The following is an 18,326-nucleotide window of genomic DNA, read 5'->3' as shown; positions in this document are numbered from 1 at the left end:
TGCCCCCTTTGTCTGTTTCATACGCTGCTTCATGAACATCACTCTATTTTTAGTCAACGATTTTAGTTACTTGAATAATGTGAGGTAATGACGATAATTCATCAATAATGGACTGATCAATGTTTTGGTCAACTTCAATCGTCATTAACGCTTCTTTTCCTTTTTCTTTTCGGGAAACTTCCATATGACCGATATTAATCGCATATTTGGCTAATACATTCGCCACTGAAGCAATTGTTCCATAACGATCGTTATGCACGACAAGAATAGCTGGATGATGACCGGAAAGTTTTAACTCAAATCCATTCAACTCGGTAATTTCAATCTTGCCGCCGCCGATGGAAATACCGACAAGCTCAAGCTCCCCTTGCTCATCACCGATGCGAATTCTTGCGGTATTCGGGTGGTTCGGAATCGCTTCTTCTTTACGAAAGATAATGTCAATCCCTTCCTGCTTGGCGATTTCTAATGATGATTTGATTCGCTCATCAAATGTATCAAAGTCTAAAAGACCGCCAACAATCGCCACATCCGTTCCATGTCCTTTATATGTTTGTGCAAAAGAACCGTAAAAGGATATGTGCGCCCACTTTGGTTTTCTGCCAAACAAGCTGCGGGCTACTCTGCCAATTCGAGCCGCTCCGGCAGTATGTGAGCTTGACGGTCCAATCATTATCGGTCCAATAATATCGAAGACACTTTTGTACTTCATGATGTTCTCCCCTTTATTGTCTCTTCCTACACAGTAAAATAGAAGGGATAAATCCCTTCTATTATTCTAACATATTATTCAATTGAAAAGATAAATGGATACAGCGGCTGGCCGCCTTCATGTACTTCTACTTCTACATCCGGATATGTTTCTTCTACGTACGCAGCAATTTCATCGACTTCTTCTTTTTTTGTATCTTCACCGAAAATAATCGTTAAAATTTCCGCATCTTCATCCAACATTTCAGCCAAAAGTTTTTTGGCAACTGCTAATTTATCCTTCTCTGAAACAATGATTTTACCGTCGGCGATTCCCATATAATCGTCTTTCGCAATCGCGACGCCGTCAATACTTGTATCGCGGACAGCAAATGTAACTTGTCCGGTTTTTACTTGTGCAAGGGCAGCATTCATCGCTTTTTCATTTTGCTCTGCTGAAGCAGCTGGATTAAAAGCTAAAATGGCCGACATACCTTGAGGAACTGTTTTGGAAGGGATGACAATGACGTTGGTTTCAACAACAGAAGCAGCTTGTTGTGCAGCCATAATAATGTTTTTATTGTTTGGCAGTACAAACACCGTCTCTGCGTTAACCTGTTCAATTGCTTTAACAATGTCTTCCGTACTAGGATTCATCGTTTGTCCGCCTTCGATTACAATGTGGGCTCCGATGCTCTTAAACAAGTTGGCAATTCCGTTGCCCATTGTCACCGCTACAATTCCGTACTTCTCTTTTTCTTTTTTCTGAGCGCGAGAAGCAGCCTCAAGCGGAGCTTTTGCTTCCTGAACAATATTTTCATGCTGCTGACGCATGTTTTCGATCTTAATGTTAATTAAGCTTCCATAACGTTGGCCGTATGTCAATACTTCTCCCGGCTGCTCTGAATGAATATGCACTTTCACAAGTTCCTCATCGGCAATGACTAATAATGAATCTCCGAAACGGCTTAAATCTTCACGAAACTTCTCTTCCGTAAACGGATTGTTTTTTAACTTATCTTGTTCAAAGCGAACCATAAACTCTGTGCAGTAGCCAAATTCAATGTCTTCTGTATTGATATGGCTTTGCGCATTTTTATGATGTTCGGCATTGACAAGTTCTTGCATCGACGGTTGCTCCGCCGGTACGTTTGCTACTGTTTCTCCTTTTAACTCAGCCAAAAAACCTTCATATACATATACTAATCCTTGTCCACCGCTGTCAACAACGCCGACTTCCTTTAAGACCGGAAGCAGCTCCGGTGTTCGTTTTAGGGAAGCTTTTGCTTCCTTTACTACTTCTTCCATCACTAAAGTGATATCCGGTTGTTTTTTCGCAACAGCTACCGCACGTTTTGCCGCATCCTTTGCCACCGTTAAAATCGTTCCTTCAACCGGTTTCATGACCGCTTTATACGCTGTTTCAACCCCTGCTTCAAGAGCGGCGGCAAATTCGACACTGTTAATTTCTTTTTTTGCTTCAATCGCCTTTGCAAAGCCGCGGAACAATTGCGATAAGATGACTCCTGAATTGCCGCGCGCTCCCATTAACAGTCCCCTTGCTAACGCGCTGCCGACTTTGCCAATGTGATCATGAATATTATTTTGTACTTCCTTCGCTCCTGAAGTCATCGATAAATTCATGTTTGTTCCAGTATCTCCATCCGGGACCGGAAAGACGTTCAGCGCATCTACTGCTTTTGCGTTATTGGCTAAATGTTGTGCCCCCTGCAATATCATTCTTGCAAAACGTCTTCCATCTAACGTCTTAATTGCCACAGATTACATCCTCCTTACAACGACTACGGATTCGTCACACGAACCCCTTGAACATAGATGTTAATCGATTGCACTGCCAGTCCTAATGTTTGATCTAACGTGTACTTTACTTTTGTTTGCACGTTATGAGCAACTTCAGAAATTTTCGTGCCATAGCTGACGATAACGTACATATCGATATGTACTTCATCGTTTTCTTGGCGGACAATAACACCTTTTGCGAAATTTTCTCTGCGTAAAATTTCTGAAATCCCGTCTTTAATTTGATTTTTAGACGCCATTCCAACGATTCCATAACAATCTACTGCGGCACCGCCAGCAATCGTAGCAATCACATCATTCGAAATTTCAATACGTCCGTACTTTGTTTGCAACTCAATGGACATATAAGTCCCCCCCTTTAGAATTGTTCGCACAAACTAAAGCCATTTTACTATACTGGCTTTTTTTTTAAAAGTACTCTCCCAACCCACTAGTATTATTTAGCCTAATTTAAAAATGTATGTCAAGGATATTTTCTTGAATGCTGTTTAGAGAACTATTGCATTCTCTTGTTATGTATGATAAATTATAGTAGTGTTTTCAGCACGACAAAGGAATTTCTTCGGCAATGAGGAGGGAAAAAGAATGGCAAAATGCTTTGTAACTGGAAAGAAAAAATCTTTCGGTAATGCACGTTCACACGCTATGAACGCAAATAAACGTACATGGAAAGCAAACCTTCAAAAAGTGCGCATTTTAGTTGACGGAAAGCCTAAACGTGTATGGGTTTCTGCCCGCGCTTTAAAATCCGGAAAAGTGGAACGTGTATAGTAAATAAAAAAGAGGAGGCACCGTGTTCAGCTCTCGAAACCGTGCGTTTTTCACGCTCCAAAGTATCCAACATTTTAAGAGTGAAGGTGATTGAGCACAAAGAGCTAGGTGCCTGAACTGAAAAATGATATAAATGAAAAAGCACCAAGTATTTGGTGCTTTTTATCCTTTTTTAAACGAGTTTAACATGGCACGGACAATGCCGCCAAGAAATTTTGGCAACTTAATGGTATAAAACTTCATTAACTGTTCCCTCCTCCACCTTCATCACGAACTTGACGCTGCTTCCTTATAAGTATATTCGCTGAGAAAAAAATCGTACCTAGAAGCTCCCGCCTAAATCTTTGCTTCTTATCATCATTAATATGCCTTCAGAAAATGAAAAAGTACCATGAGATTGGATGAGTTCATTACTAATACATAGTGTAGACCCAAGCTGAATATGACAATTTGTTAGCGGATATTTAAATCCTCTTAACGTGATGCCCTTCACATCCATAGTGATTGGAATAAATGAAATATATCGATAAAAAGGAACATGCTCAATCACATACTCCCCTGGTTCGTGTGCAGTAATGATATTTTGCCGATCAATCATTTCAATATTTGCTTTTACATTTTTTATGAGCAGCTGTACATTTCCAAATAAATGATCTAAACGTCCCCCTGTTGCTCCAAAAATTCTGATTTTATCCGCCTTTTGTGCTAACGCCCAATCGAGTGCGATGTCCATATCCGTCTTATCTTTTTCAGACGGCCAGATTTCGATTTCATTTAACCTTGTCTGCGCCCATTCTAATTCAGCTTGTGTAATGGAGTCAAAATCACCGAACGCCTTCGTTGGAATAATCCCTGCCTGTAAAAGCGTAATCACTCCCCGATCTACCCCGACCCATATGACTTCTTTCTTATGATAACTATGTAAATCTGGAATAAATTCATTCGGACCGCCACCAAGAAGGTGAATGATCAATATTGTCATCTCCTCTCCTGCCGTATTACTTCTTTCACTATATCATCTGAGCATAAAATGAAAAAGAGGCCTATCTCTCGGTGCATCTGGAGAGAATCAGCCCCCTATTTTTTTATGATTCACCGCGAATCGCACGAATGGCTGCAGCACGATCTTTTTTATTATAAATTGCTGAGCCTGCGACTAATACGTTTGCTCCTGCCTCAACACAAAGTTTTGCGGTGTCTTCGTTCACCCCGCCATCCACCTCAATTTCGACCTTTAACCCTCGCTCTTTTACCATTTGCGCAACACGCCCGATTTTTGGTAACACCGAATGAATAAATTTTTGCCCACCAAATCCTGGGTTTACCGTCATTAATAACACTAAATCAACATCAGCGATAATATGTTCGATCATCGCAACAGGTGTATGCGGATTTAATACAACTCCTGCTTTGACACCATGCTCTTTAATAAGATGGATCGTGCGGTGCAAGTGCGGACAAGCTTCAACATGGACAGATAAATAATCTGCTCCTGCTTTTGCAAACACTGGAATATATTGATCGGGATTTTCAATCATTAAATGTACATCAAGAGGAAGCTTTGTAATCGGACGAATCGCTTCGACGACTAGCGGCCCGATTGTAATGTTCGGAACAAAGTGCCCATCCATCACATCGACATGAATGTAATCGGCACCACCTTTTTCCACATCAGCGATTTCCTCGGCAAGCTTTGCAAAATTGGCTGATAATATGGAAGGAGCGATTTTAATCATCGATTTTAATACCTCGGCTTTCTTTCTTTAATTTCCTCCATAAAGCTTAAATAGTGTTCATATCGATAGCTTTGTATTTCTCCAGCCTCAAGCGCTGCTTTTACAGCGCATTTCGGTTCGGCAATATGCGTGCAGCCGCGGAATTTACATTCATGAGCGCGCTCGCGAAATTCCGGAAAACAAAGCGGCAATTGTTCTGCTTCAATTTCATTAAATTCAAGCGAACTAAACCCCGGTGTGTCAGCTACTAAGCCGCCGCCAATTTCTAACAGCTCGACATGACGAGTTGTATGCTTTCCCCGGCCTAAGTGTGTAGAAATATCATTTGTCTTTAATTGCAGGTCGGGACGTAATGCATTGAGAAGCGATGACTTGCCAACTCCTGATTGACCAGCAAATACAGACGTGCAGCCTTCTAAATACGGCAGCAGCAGAGCCACTCCGTCCTTTGTCACCGCTGAAGTTTCAATAACTTCATAGCCGATGCTTCGATAGTCATTCGCATATTTCTCCACGATTGGCTTTGTTTTATGATCGGTTAAATCCATTTTGCTAATCACGATAATCGGACGAATATCTTTTGCTTCAATCAAAACAAGAAATCTGTCAAGCAAACCAGGGCTAAAATCCGGCTGCACTGCAGAAAAGACGAGAATTGCCTGGTCAATATTGGCAATTGGCGGACGAATCAATTCATTTTTCCGCTCGCGGATTTCCATAATATAACCATCTGTTTTATTCTCTGCCTGGAAAACGACTTCATCGCCAACAAGGGGAGTAATTTTATGTTTCCGAAATACGCCGCGGCCGCGGCATTGAAATACTTCCCCGCCACTTAACACATAATAAAATCCGCTTAATGCTTTAATAATTTTTCCTTCTGCCATAGCATCACTCCTTAATATGTTATGTATTTGGGTATGGAACAACTCCTTCACGCTTTATTTCGTTATTAATAATCACGCGATAATAGCCTGTTTCTTCAGGACGAATAATAAATTCTACTTTTTCTTTCACCGTTTCTGTCAATCTGTACGTTTTATACGGTTTTGCCATATCGTGTTTCGCATCTTGAATGTATAACTGCGCTTCGACAACTTCTCCGGCATGTACCGGCTCATACGGAATTTCAATTTCCTGCATTACTTTTTTTTCTGGAAGCGGTTCTTTCCCTTTGGAGATGATTACGGTTACCGTTGCTCCTTTTTCAAGCTTTGCATTCGCCTTAGGGGTTTGTGAAATAACAAGCCCTTCGGGAACTTTATCGGAATGCTCGTACTTTACAAGTACATATAGCCCTTGTTCCTCGGCATAATCACGAACACTTTTTTCGGTATAACCGGATAAATCTTTTAATGTAATTTTTTCTGGACCTAGACTGACAGTGAAAGTTACTTCCGTTTCGTCTGGCACTACTTTTTCTCCCGGTGATGGAGATTGGGCAATAATCGTTCCCACCGGCTCGTCGCTATACACTTCATCACGTTCGACAAGGAGAAAATTTTGATTTCGCAGTGTTTGCTCTATATCTTCAATATCTTCCCCAATAAAATTGCCAAATTCTATTTTCTTTTTTCCAACGCTCTTATAAATCGTAATTTCTGTTCCTTCTTTCACCGTTTTTCCTGCTTCCGGCTTCGTGCGAATCACTTTTCCTTCGGGAACTTCGTTGTTCTCCACCGAGATTGTCTCTTTAATCTTGAACCCTAACGAAGCTAATTCCGTAACAGCTTTGTCGTAGTCTTTGTTAGCTACATCAGGGACGGCGACATCATCAGGAAGTATAATGGAAGGAATCCAAGTAATCGCACTTATGCCTGCGACAATAAGAAAAATAAAGAGTGAAACAAGCCATATGGCCCATTTCTTTTTCTTTTTTGGTTGTTTTGTTTGTTCCGGCTGATTTTCTTTTTCCAAAGAATCATGCACAATCGTCTGTTGGTTATCTCGTATATGATTGAGATTTTTAATAATTGGTACAGCTTTTGTCGCTTCATCGTCATCGACAATCGTAAATTTCTTCTCGTTTAACCGTTCAGGATTTAATGCCGTGCGAATATCTTCTTCCATTTCTTCAACCGATTGATAGCGGTGGAACGGATCTTTAGCTGTTGCTTTTAATATAATGTTTTCAACACTTTGCGGTATAGAAGGATTCCACGCTTTTGGTGAAGGGGTCTCCGTTTGTAAATGCTTTAACACGATGGAAACGGCCGATTCGCCGGAAAACGGTAATCTCCCGGTTAAAAGTTCAAACATGACAATCCCTAATGAGTAAATATCTGATTTTTCGGTAGCAATGCCGCCACGTGCCTGCTCAGGCGATAAATAATGAACAGAACCTAATACGGAATTCGTTTGCGTAATCGTTGTCGAACTTAACGCAATAGCAATACCAAAATCGGTAACTTTCACGATTCCGTTTTCATTAATGAGAATGTTTTGCGGTTTAATATCGCGATGGACAATTCGGTTTTGATGTGCGTGTGAGATCGCAGAAGTTAACTGCGCCATAATGTTTAATGCCTTTGGAACGCTAAGTGGTGCATGCTGCTGAATATATTGCTTTAATGTCATCCCCCGCACATATTCCATCACAATATAATAAATGCCTTCATCTTCGCCGACATCATAAATGCTGACAATGTTCTCATGGTTTAAACTCGTTGCCGCCTGTGCTTCCCGTCGAAATCGTTTAATAAATTGTTCATCTCCGGAAAAATCAAGACGCAATACTTTAATGGCTACATCGCGCTCTAAAATCATGTCTCTGGCCAAATATACATTAGCCATTCCACCGCCGCCAATCATTTCGATGATTTTATAGCGACCGTTCAATCTTTTACCAATGAGCACGCGCCATCACCCACTTTCACGTTCCGATGAAAATTCAATGATTGCCAATGTGATATTGTCTTCTCCGCCATGTTCATTGGCTAAATCAATTAGCGCCTGCGCTTTATTTTCAATAGACTGCTCAGACGTTAATATCTCTATCATCGCTTGCTCAGACACTTTATTCGATAATCCATCGGAACATAAAAGCAATATATCGTTCTCCTCTAAGACAAGAGATTTAATATCCATTTTCACTTGTCTTTCTGTTCCGAGCGCACGCAATAACACATTTTTCCGCGGATGGTACTCCGCGTCTTCTTTGGAAATTTGTCCTGTTTTTACTAATTCATTGACAAGCGAGTGGTCTTCTGTTACTTGCTGAAATCCGCAAGCGTTGAGCACATAACAGCGGCTGTCGCCAATATGGCCAACTGTTACAAATTGTTTTGTGCAAATGGCACTGACGATCGTTGTCCCCATTCCTTGGCATTCATCATGATGGAGCGCATGCTCAAATAACGATTCATTTACTTTCGCGACATGTTCCTTTAACCATTGTTCAGCGATTTGCGGGGAAGAGATGTTTGTTGTCTCTTCCCACATCTTTTTTAAATACGTAATGGTCATTTCACTCGCTACATCTCCAGCGCGATGACCACCCATTCCATCGGCAACAACCGCTAAATAATCACCATCTTTATTAACAAAAATTCCGCCGCAATCTTCGTTGTGAGGTCTTATTTTCCCAATGTCGGTTTGAAAAGCGACTTTCATTGTTTCACCTCGTCTCTTCTTTTCGCTCCTTCGCGCGAAGCTGCCCGCATGCTGCATCAATATCGTGTCCTTGCTCGCGGCGAATGGTGACATTAATGCCATGTTTCTTTAACGTGCGTTCAAATGCAAAAATTTGGTCACGCGGTGTTCGCACATAATTTCGCTCCGGTACATAGTTCACAGGAATGAGATTGACATGGCATTTTAATCCTTTAATAAGTTTAGCTAATTCTTCCGCGTGTTCGATTTGATCATTGACTCCGCCAAATAAACCGTATTCAAACGTAACGCGGCGTCCCGTTTTTTCGATATAATAGCGAATTGCCTCCATTAAGTCCGGCAGCTTATACGCTTTATTAATCGGCATTAGCTTTGTGCGCAGTTCTGTATTCGGAGCATGTAAAGAAATCGCAAAATTAATTTGCATATTTTCATCAGCGAATTTGTAAATTTTAGGGATAATCCCGCTTGTTGATACTGTAATATGACGGGCACCGATATTTAATCCTTTATTGTGATTCACAATTTTTAAAAACTTAATTAACTCATCATAGTTGTCAAACGGCTCACCGATTCCCATCACGACAATGCTGCTGACGCGCTCTCCTTGCTCATCAAGCGCTTTTTGCACTTTCACAACTTGGGCAACAATTTCTCCGGCTTCGAGATTTCGTTTTAATCCTCCAAGCGTTGAGGCGCAAAACGTACATCCAATGCGGCAGCCTACTTGTGTCGTGACACAAATCGAGTTGCCGTAATCATGTCTCATTAATACCGTTTCAATGGAGTATCCGTCATGAAGTTCAAATAAAAACTTCATTGTACCGTCTTTTGATGTTTGCTGGACAAGTGTTTTTAACGTAGTAATGACGAAATTTTCTTTTAGCTTCTCACGCAAATTTTTTGGAAGATTGGTCATTTCGTCAAACGTAGTGACCCGCTTTTGATAAAGCCACTCGAAAATTTGCGTGGCGCGAAACGGTTTTTCACCTTGCTCTTCGATCCACGCTTTCAACTCTTCCAATTTTAATGAATAAATGGATGGTTTGCGAACTGCTGTTTCCGATGTTTTTCTTATTGTACTTTCTGTTTTTTCCAATGAACTTACACCTTCTTTCGTAATGCTGCAATAAAAAATCCGTCTGAGCCAAAGTAATGTGGTAATATTTGCAGCTGCCCGTTTTTAACATATGGCTGCACCTTTTTAGGAAGTCGCTCTTTCATTGTCTCATCCGTTACAAACTCTGGATGATGCTCTAAGAAATCTTTTATAACATCACTGTTTTCCTCTTGATCGACTGTACAAGTGCTATAAACAAGGATGCCGCCTTTTTTTAATAACGGGGCAACCGCATCTAAAATTTCTCGCTGAATTTTCGCTAACTCGCGAATATCGCTTTCTGTTTTGACATATTTGATGTCCGGTTTGCGGCGTAATACGCCAAAACCTGTACATGGAGCGTCCACTAAAATTTTATCAAATGATTCTTTCGCGAAGGATTCCCCGGCTTTCCGGCTGTCCAACACTTTTGTTTCGATGTTCGTTAGGTGCAACCGTGCTGCTTGTTCTTGAATTAATTTTACTTTGTGGTCGTGAATATCTAATGAGACAACTTGTCCCGTATTATGCATTAATTCGGCAATATGTGTTGATTTTCCGCCAGGAGCCGCGCAGCTATCTAATATTCGCTCGTTTTCTTTCACTCCAAGTGCCTTTGCGACCAACATGGAACTCTCGTCTTGTATTGTCAAATAACCTTCCTTGTAGGCCAGCGTATGAGCGAGGTTGCCCTTTTCTGCTTTGATTGCCTCGGGTGCAACATCTCCGCTTGCCACTTCAACTCCCTCTTGACGCAAACGTTCGATTGTTTCATCAACCGTAGCTCTTGTGATATTTACACGCGCGGTTTGCTCCGGCGGCAGCAAATTCGTTTCGCACATTTTTCGTGCTTCGTCCATTCCAAACTGCTTGACCCAGCGCTTGACAAGCCATAATGGGTGGCTTGTTTCCACCGCTAAACGTTCAACCGGATCAGCAATCTGTTCAAGCGAAGGCACTCCTTCGCGCTGAATGGCGCGGAGCACTCCGTTTACCATTGAAGCGATTCCTTTATGCCCCCGCTTTTTCGCAATCTCAACGGCTTCGTATATCGCAGCGCGGTCTGGAACGCGGTCAAGATAAAGCATTTGATATAAAGATAACCGAAGCAATACCTTTACCCAAACTTCAAGCTTGTTTGCTTTCTTTAAAAAAGGACGCAAAAAATAGTCAAGCGTATCACGGCGTTGGATAGTCCCATAAACGATTTCTGTCAACAATCCAACATCTTTAGACGATAGCTGATGCTTTTCAATCATTTTATTAAGCAGAAGGTTGCTGTACGCTTGATTTTTTTCAATCGCTAACAACGTTTCCAGTGCTACTTCTCTTACATTTTTACTCTTCATTGTCGACTCCTAACTTTGTACCGATTGTTAAGCTGGCGCCAGCACCGCGTAAAAATTCCGCTCCGCTCATTCGCTTTTTGCCAGCTGGCTGCAGTTCCGTAATTTTGATGGCTGTTTCATTTCCTGTCGCTACAACGATTCCATCTTCACTAAGCTCGATAATTGTGCCTGGCTCTGCCGTTTTGCGGGCCGCAACTTTTTCACCCCACCAAATTTTCCATACTTGCCCGCCCATTGTTGTATAAGCAACCGGCCACGGATTCAAGCCGCGAATATGGTTGTAAATTTCCTCTCCTGATTTTGTCCAGTCAATCTTTTCTTGTTCTCGTTTAATGTTGTAGGCAAATGTCGCCTCTTCATCATTTTGTTTCACCGGGGTGATTTTTCCTTCTAGTAAAAGCGGAATCGTTTCTGATAACAGTTTTGCCCCGGCTTCGCTTAATTTATCATGAAGCGTGCCGACTGTGTCTGTTTCTGTAATCGGAACTTCTACCTGCGTTAAAATATCGCCTGCATCAAGTTTTTCAACCATATACATGATTGTAATTCCTGTTTTTTCTTTTCCTTGTAAAATGGCATAGTGAATCGGCGCACCGCCACGAAGCTCCGGAAGCAGTGAAGCATGGACGTTAATACAGCCATATTTGGGAGCTTCAAGTAACTCTTTCGGTAATATTTGCCCAAATGCCGCTGTCACGATTAAATCCGGCTCGAGAGCGAGCACTTGTTCATATTGCTCCTTCTCGCGAATCTTTGTCGGCTGCAAGACCAGAATCCCATGCTTTTGTGCCTCCACTTTCACAGGTGGAGGGGTTAATTCTTTTTTACGCCCTTTTGGTTTATCCGGTTGTGTCACAACGCCAACTACGTTATATCCATCCTTGATTAATTGCTGCAACACGGGAACTGAAAAATCAGGAGTCCCCATAAAAACAACTCTTACCATCTCGAAACCAACCTACCCTTCCAACTCTCCGTCTTTATAATAGCGAATCACTTTTGATGTAAATAAAATTCCATTTAAATGATCGATTTCATGCTGTAAGGCGCGCGCTAAAAAGCCTGTTGCTTCCAACGTGAATACACGTCCGCGGCGGTTTTGCGCCCGTACTTTCACATAATCTGCACGCTTTACTTCACCGAAAAGGCCCGGAAAACTTAGGCACCCTTCAGGACCGACTTGTTCGCCGCGCTCTTCAAGAATGACAGGATTAATCAGTTCAATCTTTCCATGCTTATCACCAATATCAACAACGGCAATTTGCTTGGCAATTCCGACTTGCGGAGCTGCCAGCCCGACACCGTCTGCTGCAAGCATTGTATCATACATGTCATTTAATAATCTAATAAGATTGCGATCGAATTGTGTTACTTTTTCACAAACCGTTTCTAACACTTCTGCCGGGTATTTTACAATTTCTAATATTGCCAATGTTATTTCCTCCAATTTACATCATCATATACGGATTTAAATCAATCGTAATTTGCAGCTGTCCTTGAGCGATTTCCTGCTGATAGTGATCAACAATCGTTTTTAACGTCTCGGTAAACTTTGGTTCCCGCTTGTATTTTATCATGCATTGATAGCGATATCTATCGTTCAACCTGGCAATTGGCGAAGCGACAGGACCGAGAATCATTGTCTCAGAAGATAAGTGGTTTCGTAAATGTGCTGTGATTTTTTCTGTTGTCGCCACCGCTTTTGTTAATTCCGGATGGGATACGGTAATAAGAGCCAAATAATAAAACGGCGGATAACCGTGCAGCTTGCGAATTCGCATCTCTCTTTGATAAAACATTTCATAATCGTACTTTGCTGCCAATTCTACACTGTAATGCTCCGGAGTATATGTTTGAATAACGACTTCCCCAGGCAATTCATGGCGTCCGGCTCGTCCGCTTACTTGCGTCAGCAGCTGAAACGTCTTTTCCGAAGCGCGAAAGTCGGGAAGACGAAGCATCGTATCCGCCGCTAAAACGCCGACAAGCGTCACTTTTGGAAAATCCAATCCTTTTGCAATCATTTGCGTCCCTAACAATATGTCAGCATTTCCTGCGCCAAACTCATGTAACAGCTGCTCATGTGCCCCTTTTCGGCTTGTCGTATCGACATCCATGCGAATCACTCTTGCTTCTGGCAGCAATTTTGCCAACTCTTCTTCGACTTTTTGCGTCCCCGTTCCAAAAAAACGAATATGCTCACTTTGACAAGATGGACAACGATAAGCAATTGGTTCTTCATAACCGCAATAATGACATTTTAAGCGCTGCTGCACGCGATGATATGTCAGGGAAATATCGCAATGCGGACAATTGATCACATATCCGCAGTCGCGGCACATGACAAACGTTGAATAGCCGCGGCGGTTTAAAAATAAGACAGATTGCTCGCCCCGCTCTAAGCGGTCTTTCAATTTGTCAAATAAGATGCGGGAAAACATGGAACGATTGCCGCTTCGCAGTTCTTCGCGCATGTCGACAACTTCGACGGATGGCAAGCCTTTTTCATTCATCCGTTTTTTTAATGTAAGCAAGCGATAAACCCCTTTTTGTGCCCTGGCAAATGATTCAAGCGATGGGGTGGCGCTGCCAAGCACGACGGGACATTGATGAAAACGGGCGCGGTAAATCGCGACATCGCGGGCATGATAGCGCGGATTTTCTTCTTGTTTATAACTCGCTTCATGCTCTTCATCAATAATAATCATGCCGATATTTTCGAATGGGGCAAAAATAGCTGAACGGGCACCAACAACAAGTTTTACTTCTTTCCGATGAATTTTTCGCCATTCATCGTATTTTTCACCGACGGATAAACCGCTATGAAGAACAGCTACTTGTGAACCGAACCGCCCTTTAAACCGTTCAACCATTTGCGGAGTGAGCGAAATTTCGGGCACTAGCACAATGGCTTCTTTTCCTTGCTTCAATACTTCATCAATCGCCTGCATGTACACTTCGGTTTTACCGCTGCCTGTCACACCATACATTAAAAATATTTCATGTTTGTTGGTGCGCACGCTTTCTAATATCGGTTCGATTGCCCGTTGCTGTTCCTCCGTCAGAGGAAGCGGCTCCGTTTTGACAAATTCACGGTGTTCGTAAGGATCGCGATAAATTTCGATCTCTTGCTCTACAATTACACCTTTGTTCAGAAGCGCTTTTGCCGATGATGAAGAAGCCCCTGTCAACTCCAGCAAATCTTTCAGCAACATTCCTTCAGGGCAAGAAAGTAAACATGCAATGATTTCTTTTTGCTTTGCTGCTTGTGTCGGGAGCTTGTTCATCATTTCTTTTGCTTCCTCGGCCGGCAGAGCAAGGGCTACATATTTCATTGTTTTCTTTGTTCCTTTTTCTTTCACGCGATAGACGACTTCTAAATGACCTTTTTGAATCTCTTTTTGCAAAAGCGGCAGTATATCCGTATTTTCAATTTCTTTCCACGGAATGACAGAACGATGAGCAAAAAACGGCTGAACGTCTGCATGCAAATAAGCGCGATGCTCTGAGCTTACAAGATGAATTTCTTTTTCGTATTTCGCTTTCATCGCTGCCGGCAGCATCGCCTGAAAAGCGGAAATCATAAAACATAGTGTCGTTTCTGTCAGCCATTTTCCCAGCCCTAGTAATTCCTCGTTTAAAACAGGTGTGACATCGACAATCTCTTGGATTGGTTTCAGCGTCTTAAACTCTGAATGAGTTTTTATCTCAATGACAAATCCTTGCAACAGTCTAGGGCCAAACGGAACAGTGACACGCATGCCGACTTGAAGAACATTCTCCCACTTTTCCGGTATTAAGTAGTCGAAAGGCCGATCGGTTTGCCGTGTCGGCACATCAACAATAACTGCTGCGACTTTCATCGAATCGCCTCGATATACTGGTGAATTTCTTTTAATAGTTCTTCAGCGACTTTCTTTTTCGGCAAAAGCGGGAGAGATACCGAGGAGCCATCGCGTTTGAAAATCGTCACAATATTTGTGTCTCCTGCAAAACCTGCCCCTTCTTCAGACACATTATTTGCCACAATCATATCCAAGTTTTTGCTTTCTAATTTGCGTTTGGCATACTCTTCTACGCGCTCCGTTTCCGCAGCAAAGCCGACTAAAATTTGCGTCGTTTTTTGCTCGCCAAGCGTTTTTAAAATATCAATTGTTCGCTCCATTTCAATGACGTAATCTCCCGGCTGCTTTTTCATCTTTTCCGCAAATACATATTTCGGACGATAATCGGCAACAGCAGCGGATTTAATGACAATGTCGCTGTCTTGGTAATATTTCATCACTTGTTCATACATTTCTTGTGCCGATTCAACACGAATTGTTTTTACATGTTCGGGAGAAGGCAAATTCGTCGGTCCGGAAATAAGCGTGACATCGGCACCAAATTTTGCTGCTGCTTCGGCAATCGCATATCCCATTTTTCCTGTCGAGCGATTGGTAAAGAAGCGGACAGGGTCCAGCTTTTCACGCGTTGGTCCTGCGGTCACAAGTATTTTCTTTCCTTTTAAAAATGGCTTCACCTCTAATAACGAAAAATGATTTTCAAGAAGGGAAACGATTTTTTCCGGTTCTTCCAGCCTTCCTTTGCCAACATAGCCGCACGCTAAATACCCTTCTGACGGTTCAATAAATTGGTAGCCAAAGCGAACAAGCTTGTCGATATTCGCTTGGACAGCCGGATGGTCATACATATTGACATTCATCGCCGGAGCAATCCAAACGGGCGCTTTTGTCGCGAGTAGCGTCGTCGTAATCATATTGTCCGCAATTCCGTTAGCCAGCTTGCCGATCGTATTTGCCGTGGCTGGAGCAACAAGAACTAAATCAGCCCAATCGGCTAAGTCAATATGCGCAATCACAGCCGGATTTTTTTCATCAAACGTATCAATATATACTTCATTTCTTGATAATGCCTGAAAAGTGAGCGGAGTGACAAATTTGCACGCTGCCTCGCTCATCATGACTTTTACATTCGCCCCCCGCTGCGTTAATTGACTCGTTAAGGCTGCTGCTTTATATACAGCAATCCCACCTGTCACACATAGTAAAATATTTTTTCCATTTACCATTTCGTACTGCTCCCCCTGTTATTATCCTTGTAAAAAAATAACAACCTAAAACTAGGTTGTTATTTTCGCTGGATTGTCTTAGTCCTCTTTTACTATTTCAATATGTCCTGCATCAATTTCCTCTAAAGCTTTGCCAACAAATTTTTTTGATACAGGCTTTTCGATTGTGCAGTCATCTTTTACTTGCAATTGACGCGCTCGTTTCGCCGCAACCGTCACAAGCGTATATTTTGAATTAAACTTTTCCATTAATGAATCAATGGAAGGATACAACATACTTACTCAACCTCCAACATTTTTTTATAGCGATTGGCGACGCGTTCACGCTTGCAATGTTCTGCCATAACAATCGCTTTAATGCGTTCGCAGGCAAGCTCTACTTTATCATTTTCAACAACATAATCATACGCATCCATCATTTCCAGCTCTTCTTTTGCTGCTTTCATTCGATCATTAATTAGCTCCTCAGACTCCGTGCCTCTTGTAACGATTCGGTTTTTCAATTCACTTAAACTAGGCGGAGCAAGGAAGATAAATAAACCTTCCGGAAACGCCTTACGAACTTGCAAAGCACCTTTTACCTCGATTTCAAGAAAGACATCTTTCCCTTCTTGAAGTGTCTTTTCCACGTAATCAATTGGCGTACCGTAATAATTTCCGACATACTCTGCCCACTCGAGCAGTTTATTCTCACGAATCATTTGTTCAAATTCTTCTCTCGTTTTAAAGAAGTAGTCGACACCGTCTACTTCACCTTCACGCGGTTTTCGCGTTGTTACGGAAATAGAATAGTGAAGATTAATATCCGGCTGTGAAAACAGCGCTTTGCGCACCGTGCCTTTTCCTACTCCCGATGGGCCAGACAATACGATTAATAATCCTCTTTCGCTCATAGAAATATGTAAACCTACCCTTCCTCTGATAAGTCATCTCGGTCAAAGAAACGATGTGCAACAGTTTCCGGCTGCACAGACGATAAAACAACATGATCGCTATCCATTATAATAACCGCACGAGTCCTTCTTCCATGGGTTGCATCAACAAGTTTGCCATTTTCTCTCGCCTCTTGAATAAGCCGTTTAATGGGAGCCGAATCAGGACTGACAATCGAAATAATGCGGGCGGCGGACACCATATTTCCATAGCCGATATTCACTAATTTAATCCCCATGAAAGCTCCTCCTACTCACATAAAAATCATTGTTCCCATCACATTCGATTTGTAAACAGTTATTCTATATTTTGGACTTGCTCCTTAATTTTTTCAAGAGCGCTTTTCATTTCAACGACTTGCAAAGCAATTCGGCTATCATTTGCTTTTGAGCCGATCGTGTTGATTTCCCGATTCAGCTCTTGAACAAGAAAGTCAAGTTTGCGGCCAATCGGCGCACCACTGCCCATTGCCGCCGTAAACTGTTCAACGTGGCTATGAATACGTTTTAATTCTTCATTAATATCTGTTTTCTCGGAAAAAATGGCAACCTCTGTTAAAATACGAGTTTCATCAATCATTCCTTGTAAAAATTCTCCGACTCGCTTTACCATCCGCTCACGATATTGTTCACTCACTTCCGGAGCAAACATTTGTATTTTAAATGCACACTCGGTTATGAACGACAACTGCTCCCTTATATCATTAATGAGCGCACGCCCTTCCGCTTCACGCATACTTTTTAATTGTAATGCAGCTTCATGCGTTGCATCAATAAGAAGTTGCTCAATTTCCTCATTTCCTGCCTCTTCTTCGACAATTTCCGTCACTCCTTCCAAGCTGAACAGCTGGGATAATGTGACGCGATCTTGCAGGGAAAAGCGCTCATTTGCCTCTTGCAGACTTTGATAATAATCGCTTAACAGCTGCCAATCGACCTGAAGTTTTTTCTTCGTTAATCCTTCTCCTTCAACATTGACAAAAACTTCTACTCTTCCACGTTTGACATATTGCAAAACAACTTTTTTTATTTTATCTTCAAACATTAATAACTGTCTAGGCATGCGCACAGTCACTTCACAAAACCGATGGTTCACTGATTTCATCTCAACCGTTATCGTCAAACAGTCATTTGCTTTTTTTCCTCTGCCAAAACCAGTCATACTATAAACCATTTCATCACATCCATCATCTAACAGTACAAAAAGAAAGTAATAGAGCAAATCCCTATTACACATCAAATTAT

At 41.9% G+C, this 18,326-nt stretch carries 20 protein-coding genes; 1 reads left to right on the top strand and 19 read right to left on the bottom strand.

Annotation, left to right across the window (positions count from 1 at the left end; all coding sequences use genetic code 11):
• Positions 1 to 49: 49 nt before the first annotated feature.
• The 3 genes from sdaAB to B0I26_RS01385 form a co-directional block, all read right to left on the bottom strand.
• Positions 50 to 712 carry an L-serine ammonia-lyase, iron-sulfur-dependent subunit beta gene (gene sdaAB / locus B0I26_RS01395; RefSeq protein ID WP_111643684.1) on the bottom strand — a complete coding sequence of 221 codons (663 nt, stop codon included), beginning with the start codon at positions 710 to 712 and terminating at the stop codon, positions 50 to 52.
• 74 nt (positions 713 to 786) lie between these two features.
• Complete coding sequence (locus B0I26_RS01390; RefSeq protein WP_111643683.1) at positions 787 to 2,469, bottom strand: DAK2 domain-containing protein; 1,683 nt, start codon at positions 2,467 to 2,469, stop codon at positions 787 to 789.
• Positions 2,470 to 2,492: 23 nt separating this feature from the next.
• Positions 2,493 to 2,855 carry an Asp23/Gls24 family envelope stress response protein gene (locus B0I26_RS01385; protein ID WP_111643682.1) on the bottom strand — a complete coding sequence of 121 codons (363 nt, stop codon included), beginning with the start codon at positions 2,853 to 2,855 and terminating at the stop codon, positions 2,493 to 2,495.
• A gap of 241 nt (positions 2,856 to 3,096) precedes the next feature.
• On the opposite strand from B0I26_RS01385, the gene rpmB reads away from it, so the two are divergent.
• A complete protein-coding gene (gene rpmB, locus B0I26_RS01380; protein ID WP_111643681.1) occupies positions 3,097 to 3,282 on the top strand; it encodes a 50S ribosomal protein L28 in 186 nt (61 codons plus the stop codon).
• 162 nt (positions 3,283 to 3,444) lie between these two features.
• On the opposite strand, the gene spoVM is transcribed toward rpmB, so the two are convergent.
• The 16 genes from spoVM to B0I26_RS01300 all read right to left on the bottom strand — a co-directional run bounded on the left by spoVM (position 3,445) and on the right by B0I26_RS01300 (position 18,255).
• Positions 3,445 to 3,525: a stage V sporulation protein SpoVM gene (gene spoVM, locus B0I26_RS01375; protein WP_003394991.1), complete on the bottom strand. Its 81-nt coding sequence runs from the start codon at positions 3,523 to 3,525 to the stop codon at positions 3,445 to 3,447.
• Positions 3,526 to 3,604: 79 nt separating this feature from the next.
• Complete coding sequence (locus tag B0I26_RS01370) at positions 3,605 to 4,255, bottom strand: thiamine diphosphokinase (protein ID WP_111643680.1); 651 nt, start codon at positions 4,253 to 4,255, stop codon at positions 3,605 to 3,607.
• A 112-nt stretch (positions 4,256 to 4,367) separates the two neighbouring features.
• Entirely contained in the window at positions 4,368 to 5,018 is a 651-nt protein-coding gene (rpe, locus tag B0I26_RS01365; RefSeq protein WP_111643679.1) for a ribulose-phosphate 3-epimerase, read from the bottom strand.
• Between the two features lie 5 nt (positions 5,019 to 5,023).
• A complete protein-coding gene (rsgA, locus tag B0I26_RS01360; protein WP_111643678.1) occupies positions 5,024 to 5,905 on the bottom strand; it encodes a ribosome small subunit-dependent GTPase A in 882 nt (293 codons plus the stop codon).
• A 19-nt stretch (positions 5,906 to 5,924) separates the two neighbouring features.
• On the bottom strand, positions 5,925 to 7,874 hold the full coding sequence (pknB, locus tag B0I26_RS01355) for a Stk1 family PASTA domain-containing Ser/Thr kinase (protein ID WP_111643677.1): 1,950 nt from the start codon (positions 7,872 to 7,874) through the stop codon (positions 5,925 to 5,927).
• A 6-nt stretch (positions 7,875 to 7,880) separates the two neighbouring features.
• Positions 7,881 to 8,630: a Stp1/IreP family PP2C-type Ser/Thr phosphatase gene (locus tag B0I26_RS01350; protein ID WP_111643676.1), complete on the bottom strand. Its 750-nt coding sequence runs from the start codon at positions 8,628 to 8,630 to the stop codon at positions 7,881 to 7,883.
• Between the two features lie 4 nt (positions 8,631 to 8,634).
• Entirely contained in the window at positions 8,635 to 9,729 is a 1,095-nt protein-coding gene (gene rlmN, locus B0I26_RS01345) for a 23S rRNA (adenine(2503)-C(2))-methyltransferase RlmN (RefSeq protein WP_111643675.1), read from the bottom strand.
• 5 nt (positions 9,730 to 9,734) lie between these two features.
• Positions 9,735 to 11,078 carry a 16S rRNA (cytosine(967)-C(5))-methyltransferase RsmB gene (rsmB, locus tag B0I26_RS01340; RefSeq protein ID WP_111643674.1) on the bottom strand — a complete coding sequence of 448 codons (1,344 nt, stop codon included), beginning with the start codon at positions 11,076 to 11,078 and terminating at the stop codon, positions 9,735 to 9,737.
• Positions 11,068 to 12,024 (bottom strand): methionyl-tRNA formyltransferase, encoded by a 957-nt coding sequence (fmt, locus tag B0I26_RS01335; protein WP_111643673.1) that lies wholly within the window; start codon positions 12,022 to 12,024, stop codon positions 11,068 to 11,070. The genes rsmB and fmt overlap by 11 nt, the downstream gene beginning before the upstream one ends.
• 12 nt (positions 12,025 to 12,036) lie before the next feature.
• Positions 12,037 to 12,510 (bottom strand): peptide deformylase, encoded by a 474-nt coding sequence (gene def / locus B0I26_RS01330; RefSeq protein WP_111643672.1) that lies wholly within the window; start codon positions 12,508 to 12,510, stop codon positions 12,037 to 12,039.
• 16 nt (positions 12,511 to 12,526) lie between these two features.
• Positions 12,527 to 14,941 carry a primosomal protein N' gene (gene priA, locus B0I26_RS01325; protein WP_111643671.1) on the bottom strand — a complete coding sequence of 805 codons (2,415 nt, stop codon included), beginning with the start codon at positions 14,939 to 14,941 and terminating at the stop codon, positions 12,527 to 12,529.
• A complete protein-coding gene (gene coaBC, locus B0I26_RS01320; RefSeq protein ID WP_111643670.1) occupies positions 14,938 to 16,149 on the bottom strand; it encodes a bifunctional phosphopantothenoylcysteine decarboxylase/phosphopantothenate--cysteine ligase CoaBC in 1,212 nt (403 codons plus the stop codon). Before coaBC ends, priA begins: the two co-directional genes overlap by 4 nt.
• A gap of 78 nt (positions 16,150 to 16,227) precedes the next feature.
• Positions 16,228 to 16,425 carry a DNA-directed RNA polymerase subunit omega gene (gene rpoZ, locus B0I26_RS01315; protein WP_111643669.1) on the bottom strand — a complete coding sequence of 66 codons (198 nt, stop codon included), beginning with the start codon at positions 16,423 to 16,425 and terminating at the stop codon, positions 16,228 to 16,230.
• 2 nt (positions 16,426 to 16,427) lie between these two features.
• The gene (gmk, locus tag B0I26_RS01310) at positions 16,428 to 17,042 is read right to left on the bottom strand and encodes a guanylate kinase (protein ID WP_111643668.1); all 615 of its coding nucleotides are present in this window, start codon (positions 17,040 to 17,042) and stop codon (positions 16,428 to 16,430) included.
• A gap of 14 nt (positions 17,043 to 17,056) precedes the next feature.
• Entirely contained in the window at positions 17,057 to 17,320 is a 264-nt protein-coding gene (gene remA / locus B0I26_RS01305) for an extracellular matrix/biofilm regulator RemA (protein ID WP_111643667.1), read from the bottom strand.
• A 59-nt stretch (positions 17,321 to 17,379) separates the two neighbouring features.
• Positions 17,380 to 18,255 carry a YicC/YloC family endoribonuclease gene (locus tag B0I26_RS01300; RefSeq protein WP_111643666.1) on the bottom strand — a complete coding sequence of 292 codons (876 nt, stop codon included), beginning with the start codon at positions 18,253 to 18,255 and terminating at the stop codon, positions 17,380 to 17,382.
• Positions 18,256 to 18,326 lie beyond the last annotated feature (71 nt).

Origin of the sequence: Paranoxybacillus vitaminiphilus (assembly GCF_003259935.1) — a bacterium.
GTDB lineage: Bacteria > Bacillota > Bacilli > Bacillales > Anoxybacillaceae > Paranoxybacillus > Paranoxybacillus vitaminiphilus.
The sequence above is the reverse complement of the archived record's forward strand: the minus strand, read 5'-3'. Positions and strand labels throughout refer to the sequence as shown.